The sequence below is a fragment of the Acidithiobacillus sp. TH-A36 genome (genome assembly GCF_057473445.1).
This window is the reverse complement of sequence record NZ_JBYCKP010000535.1, coordinates 1-5,398: the sequence shown is the minus strand read 5'-3', so window position 1 is coordinate 5,398 and position 5,398 is coordinate 1. Positions and strand designations below refer to the sequence as shown.

The 5,398-nt window shown below is 52.5% G+C and carries 8 protein-coding genes; 2 read left to right on the top strand and 6 right to left on the bottom strand.

The window, feature by feature from the left end:
• The 6 genes from AC2VLY_RS13645 to AC2VLY_RS13620 all read right to left on the bottom strand — a co-directional run.
• A partial coding sequence (locus AC2VLY_RS13645) for an SRPBCC family protein (RefSeq protein WP_486894223.1) occupies positions 1 to 93 on the bottom strand: 93 nt, incomplete at its 3' end.
• 149 nt (positions 94 to 242) lie between these two features.
• Entirely contained in the window at positions 243 to 776 is a 534-nt protein-coding gene (locus AC2VLY_RS13640) for a hypothetical protein (RefSeq protein ID WP_486894213.1), read from the bottom strand.
• 53 nt (positions 777 to 829) lie between these two features.
• Positions 830 to 1,930, bottom strand: coding sequence for a ParB/RepB/Spo0J family partition protein (locus tag AC2VLY_RS13635; RefSeq protein ID WP_486894215.1), 1,101 nt, complete (start codon positions 1,928 to 1,930; stop codon positions 830 to 832).
• Positions 1,927 to 2,751: an ATP-binding protein gene (locus AC2VLY_RS13630; protein ID WP_486894216.1), complete on the bottom strand. Its 825-nt coding sequence runs from the start codon at positions 2,749 to 2,751 to the stop codon at positions 1,927 to 1,929. Before AC2VLY_RS13630 ends, AC2VLY_RS13635 begins: the two co-directional genes overlap by 4 nt.
• Before the next feature lie 55 nt (positions 2,752 to 2,806).
• Positions 2,807 to 3,772, bottom strand: coding sequence for a hypothetical protein (locus AC2VLY_RS13625; protein ID WP_486894218.1), 966 nt, complete (start codon positions 3,770 to 3,772; stop codon positions 2,807 to 2,809).
• A 2-nt stretch (positions 3,773 to 3,774) separates the two neighbouring features.
• Positions 3,775 to 3,990, bottom strand: coding sequence for a hypothetical protein (locus AC2VLY_RS13620; RefSeq protein WP_486894220.1), 216 nt, complete (start codon positions 3,988 to 3,990; stop codon positions 3,775 to 3,777).
• Between the two features lie 362 nt (positions 3,991 to 4,352).
• On the opposite strand from AC2VLY_RS13620, the gene AC2VLY_RS13615 reads away from it, so the two are divergent.
• Positions 4,353 to 4,781 carry a helix-turn-helix transcriptional regulator gene (locus AC2VLY_RS13615; protein WP_486894221.1) on the top strand — a complete coding sequence of 143 codons (429 nt, stop codon included), beginning with the start codon at positions 4,353 to 4,355 and terminating at the stop codon, positions 4,779 to 4,781.
• 115 nt (positions 4,782 to 4,896) lie between these two features.
• A complete protein-coding gene (locus tag AC2VLY_RS13610; protein ID WP_486894222.1) occupies positions 4,897 to 5,292 on the top strand; it encodes a single-stranded DNA-binding protein in 396 nt (131 codons plus the stop codon).
• The last annotated feature ends 106 nt before the right edge of the window (positions 5,293 to 5,398 follow it).

The window sequence follows — 5,398 nt, the reverse complement described above, 5'->3', positions numbered from 1 at the left end:
ATTCCATTGCGGATAGGCGGGGAAATCCGTGAGGATGGACCACACACGCTCCGGTGATGCCGCAATATCAATTTGTGTCACGATTTGATGCATGGCCTTCCTTCGTCGTTGTGAAAAAATTCCATTCATTCGCCGCAATAGCTTCAAGCATGTGTGCTGTCAACAAGAATCTGCGCAGTGCCGCTTGAACTCTTTGCGTGATTCCAAAGATATCCATCCTGTTGCTGAAGTTTTTTCCAATACTAATGTGCCGAATCCATCGCACCCAAACTGCTCATGCGATACCGCACCGCCCTGGGGGTCATCCCATAAATTTCTGCCACGCTCTCCAGCGGCAGGCCTTGCATGAGGAGCCCCACGAATGTCCGTTTTCCCGGTTCCAGAGCATCAAGAATGGCCTCGCGCTGGGCTTGGCCAGCATCTTCCTCTTCAATGTCGGCAAGCTGCTGCAACGGATCATTGGCCTGACTGTCGTACCATGGCACCGTTTCCATCAGCTGCTGCAACAGCAATCCATCATCGGCGCCAACGTCTTCTTCTTTTTCCCAGCTGCCCAATACCGGGTTCTGCCAGCGCAAGGTCATCCCCCACAGTTTTCCCAATACATATTGGGGTACGGTCCCCTGGGCGGGATCGTAATCACTTTCACCAGCAGCCATTTCCAGACAAATCAGCCGTGCCTCCTGGCGGACATCTTCCACAGAAAGCGAACAACATGCCGCCACACGCGCCAGATCATTCTGATTGAGCTGTAAATACAGTTCATTGTATTCCATATTCTGCCCTCCATAAAATACTTACCTGTTTTTGACCTCACCACATACAGATTTCATGCTTTTGCAACGCGAAGTGCTGGCAGACCATGCCAGCCGGTCTCTTTAGCCGCCCGAATAGCTTCAATGCATATCTGCTCCAGATATTCCGGATCCTGTGTTTCATCAAACCATTCCCTGGGTATGCGCACGTACAACAAGGCCTGGGCGTTGCCGGTTTCATGGAATGCCGGTAGCGCAGAAGTATCCATGACTTCATGGGCCTGGGATCCTGCCTCGAATGACGGGCTCCCCTCGCTACGGGCTTCACGACCGTTTTCATTCCTGCCTTTTGGATGGGATGCACTGGAAACAGGCATCTGGGAGGATGAGAAAGAAGAAGCTGATTCGGTTGATGAGGACTCTGTCACGGGTTTCGCTTCATGGCAGGGTTTGTTGAATTCTTTGTTGGAAATCCCAACTTCAGCCTTCGTCTCGGCCTCTGCCTGAGAGACCAGCTGCAGGCGTGTCTGGCGCTTTTCTTCCAGATTACGGTATTTTTCCCGCATGCGCGCACAGTCCACACTGGTGATGCGCCCTCCCGCATCAAGAAGCTCACGGCGGGCTTCGGCGACCAGTCCGGAGAAATGGGCGTAAACCTCAACGCTCGACATGCGGCCAGTCTCCAGTAGTGCCCGCATGGGCAGGTTATGCGCCAGTTCAAGAACCAGCTTGACCCAGCGGGTGCGTTTGCCGGTTTTCTTCGCAATCGCATCTGTCGTCCAGCCATTGGCTGAAAGCTCGCCAATGGCGTCCACATACTCCAGATCGGACAGATCGCGATGATGCGCGTTTTCTGCCAACTGTACGATTTTCCGCTCACTGGCACTCGCAGAATTGACGACACCCGTCGAAACGATGCAGGGCATTTCTTTCAGTCCAACCATCCGGGCAGCCCGCCAGCGTCTTTCTCCATAGACAATCTGGTGAAACCCATCCGCCATGGTGGCCACCATGATGGGTGAGAGAATGCCATTCTCGGCAATGGAGTCAGCCAGTTCGGCCAGTGCTTCTGTCTCAAAATCCCGACGCGGCTGACTGGGGTCCGGCCTGATCATGGCCGTTGGCAGAGATTGAATGTTGCATTGTGCTGCACGGAACAGATTCAGATTGTTCATGAATGGACTCCCTGGATTGGACGCCTCTGGCGCCGATGACTGGGCCAGTCACACTGGACCAGCAGTCCGCCCTGACATAGCCGGTCGATGACCGCCATGCCCAGACAGGATTCGAGACCTTGCAGTCCCGCGTTACTGATGATGATGGTTGACCGGCACATCCGGTACCGCTGATCGAGAACGCTGAAAAGTTGCAGCCGCTCTGCGTCAGAACCAAAAATCTTATCGGCTTCATCCAGAATCAGCAGATCCACCTTGGCGAAGGCGTCGATAATGTCTTTCTGGCCAGGACCATCCTTTCTGCGCCAGGCATTTCTTATCCGGTCAATGAGTTCCCATGCACTTACCTGCAACACGGAGTAACGCTGGGCCAGTAATTCACGGGCTATCGCAGCAGCCAGGTGATTCTTTCCCGTACCCGGTGGACCAATCAGGATCAGCCCCCGGCCATCATCAATTTCCGGAAACGTCCGTGCAAAATGCTGGCAGGTATTCATTGCCGTTTGTTGTTGCTCACAGCTGATTTCGTAGCTATCGAATGTGCAGTCCTGATAACGGACCGGAATTGCTGCACGATCAAGCAATCTGGCAATACGGCGTTCCTGCTCACATTGCGGGCACTCTGCGGGTGTGATGTAGCGTACAGTCCCATCGGCGTCCATCTGCGTTACGGGATAACGTCCATGTTGGTTACACCGGCGGTACTGCGGATGTCGATCAGGCAACAGGGTGATGTTGTTGCTGTCTCCCAATCCATGACCATGACGTTCCAGAAACTCTTTCGTCAGTCTGTCCATGGAAAATGCTGGTTGTGGGCTCATCAGGATTCTCCTCTCATCGGGATATTACGGATACGAAAGCCGGGATAGCGGCAGGTCATAACGCCACCACCACCTGATCCACCGGGATGTTGCGGGTCCATGCACTGGCACCGAGGCTGTTATCCGGCGGGCCGGACTGGTGACTACGCGCCCAGAGTGTACGCAGGTGTTCGGCATGTTTGAGCAGCATGCCTACTGAATGACCTTCGCGGTGATAAAGCGGGGTTTCGAGGCCCAGATAATATCGGGCTACCTCTGGAGATTCCTGTTCACCCAGCCTGCGTACCAGGTGCGCCAGTTGTCCGTTAATCGTGGCATTCCTGATTGGATCAACACCGTAGCGCTCAAGATATGCCTGCCGATACGCTTCCCAGACAGGGGTTGTTGACCGTTTTGGGGCAGTGACGGTTTTGGAGGCTTGCTGTTGGGCGGATGATGGGGAAGGGATTTTTCTTTCCTGTTTCCCGGAATCAATTGCCACAGGAGGCAAAAGCTCGGCCTGAACGCCTGCAGGTTTTGAAGGCGATGCCACCGACGCCGGAGCGGATGCTTCGGTGTAAGAATTAGTATCTAACACTTCTATTTTACCAGATACCAGATGTCGGCCCTTCATTGCTGCTTCATCATGATTTATCTTGTTGTTTATATGATTTTTTTGCTCGGCCCCTGATCGGCCCTTCATATTCTGGACGGAGTTACCCACAGCAGCGTAGGGCATTCGAAAAACAAGTTTCTTACCTGCTTCAATCCGTTCAATAAGTCCGCATTCCTCCAGCACTTCCAAGGCATAGCGTATTTCTTTGGTGCTGGGTTGATGGTAGGCATCAAGATGCCGGCCCTGTATGGATGGGACCGTGAGTTCCTCTTTGATCATCTGGCGACTTATACCGCACTTCAGACCCACAACACCGGTGGCATAGTCCATTCTGGGCCTCAGACCCCTGAAATAGGTCATCTGGGCGGACCAGGGTTTTTCATAAAGCAGATCCAGTTCTTCCTGGGTAATCAGATAGCTGGCCATGGCTAGTCCACCAGTACGAGATAATGTTCGGCAGAATGGGACGGAGCCTTTGGCAGAAACAGGCGGACTTCCCCATCAGGCATGACCTCCCTGCGAACCAGTCCGCAGCTCTCCAGCTCCGCCAGTGCATTGTCAACATCTGCGTCAGTCATCACCCTTTGCATGATTCCTGTATGGGATTTACGGATGGGTTTACGGGGTACACAGCGCTTACTCATTGGGAGATTCCTCATGGGTTGGCCTGGATGGGGGTAGGAAAGAATGCGTGGACGCTTGTCTGCGCTTTTGGACATGCCTGCGGATTGCCTGCGTATCCAACTGGTTGAAGTACCAGAGAATATGCTCTATTCGCCGGACACTGGGGTTAGGAATTCGCCCCTGGGCAAACTTGCAAAGCCAGGAGTAGCTGACTCCAGTAGCTTCGGCGACAGTTCCCCATGAGCCCTTGACGGCCTGGAGGCGGCGGATTGCTTGAGAGGTAAGGGATATGTCCATGAGCACATATTAAGCAATAAATTGCTAATCAGTCAAGAAACAAATTGCTTGATAAATGCCCCATACTGACCGGATGGAAACCGCGATGAAGAAAATTTTTGCTCACAATGTAGCGAGCCTTATGGCCAAGAGCAATATGACACAAGCAGCTCTTGCCCAGAAATCCGGGGTGTCGCAACGCACCATAAGCAATATTCTGAACCCTGAATCCGATCCCAACTATTCACCAACACTTAATAACATCGAAAAAATTTCAAATGCACTTGGGGTCAGTCCATGGCAAATGTTAATTGGCGCAGTAGCCGTTGATATTATTGCATCAAAAGATATTGACAAGCTCATACACAGTTTCACCAGCGTGTCAGACGAAGGGAGAGAGGCCATCTTGAGCGTCAGCAAAAGAGAAGTCCGCTACCATCATATGGCACCCATCTCGACACCTGAAAAACTGAAGGCTGATGGTCGAAATGAGTCTGGACAGGAATCGCAACCTCACCCCCGTAAACACGATTAAATTAACACGGTATCACCTCACGGTTCTTGCTCATAACTAGTCAAGCATTTTATTGCTTGACATTGACAACCGTAATTAGCAATATGTTGCTATATTGGGTGGTGAGGATCGCGCCGTGTCTATCAATCGAGTATCACTTCTCGGCCATGTTGGCCAAAATCCAGAGGTACGCCATACGGCCTCTGGCGGCAAGGTGACCAACATCAGCATCGCAACCAACGAGGCATACAAAGATACCGCCGGACAACGCCAGGAGCGTACTGAATGGCATCGAGTAACCGCGTGGGGTCGGCTGGCCGAAATTCTTCAGGATTATGTGCAGAAGGGCGACCAGCTTTATGTCAGCGGCCATCTCCAAACGCGCAAATGGACTGATGCTCAGGGCATAGAGCGATTCAGCACCGAAATTGTTGCCGAGCGGATGGAATTGCTGGGAGGCAGGAAGGGAAAAGCCATGCCCGAAGCCTTTGACCCCCAACCCCCTGTTGAAGACTCGGAAATACCCTTCTGACAGGTTCCCTTTTCAAGGAGAAGAACATGAAACTGGAAATTCAGGCGCCGGAACTTTCTTTGAAAGAACTCTGCGAAGCAGCAGAGCTTTTTGCCGACTATCTTGG

Excerpts from the sequence above, each read along its gene's own strand:
- AC2VLY_RS13640 (WP_486894213.1), bottom strand. The coding sequence starts at position 776 with ATGGAATACAATGAACTGTATTTACAGCTCAATCAGAATGATCTGGCG.
- AC2VLY_RS13635 (WP_486894215.1), bottom strand. The coding sequence starts at position 1,930 with ATGAACAATCTGAATCTGTTCCGTGCAGCACAATGCAACATTCAATCT.
- AC2VLY_RS13630 (WP_486894216.1), bottom strand. The coding sequence starts at position 2,751 with ATGAGCCCACAACCAGCATTTTCCATGGACAGACTGACGAAAGAGTTT.
- AC2VLY_RS13625 (WP_486894218.1), bottom strand. The coding sequence starts at position 3,772 with ATGGCCAGCTATCTGATTACCCAGGAAGAACTGGATCTGCTTTATGAA.
- AC2VLY_RS13620 (WP_486894220.1), bottom strand. The coding sequence starts at position 3,990 with ATGAGTAAGCGCTGTGTACCCCGTAAACCCATCCGTAAATCCCATACA.
- AC2VLY_RS13615 (WP_486894221.1), top strand. The coding sequence starts at position 4,353 with ATGAAGAAAATTTTTGCTCACAATGTAGCGAGCCTTATGGCCAAGAGC.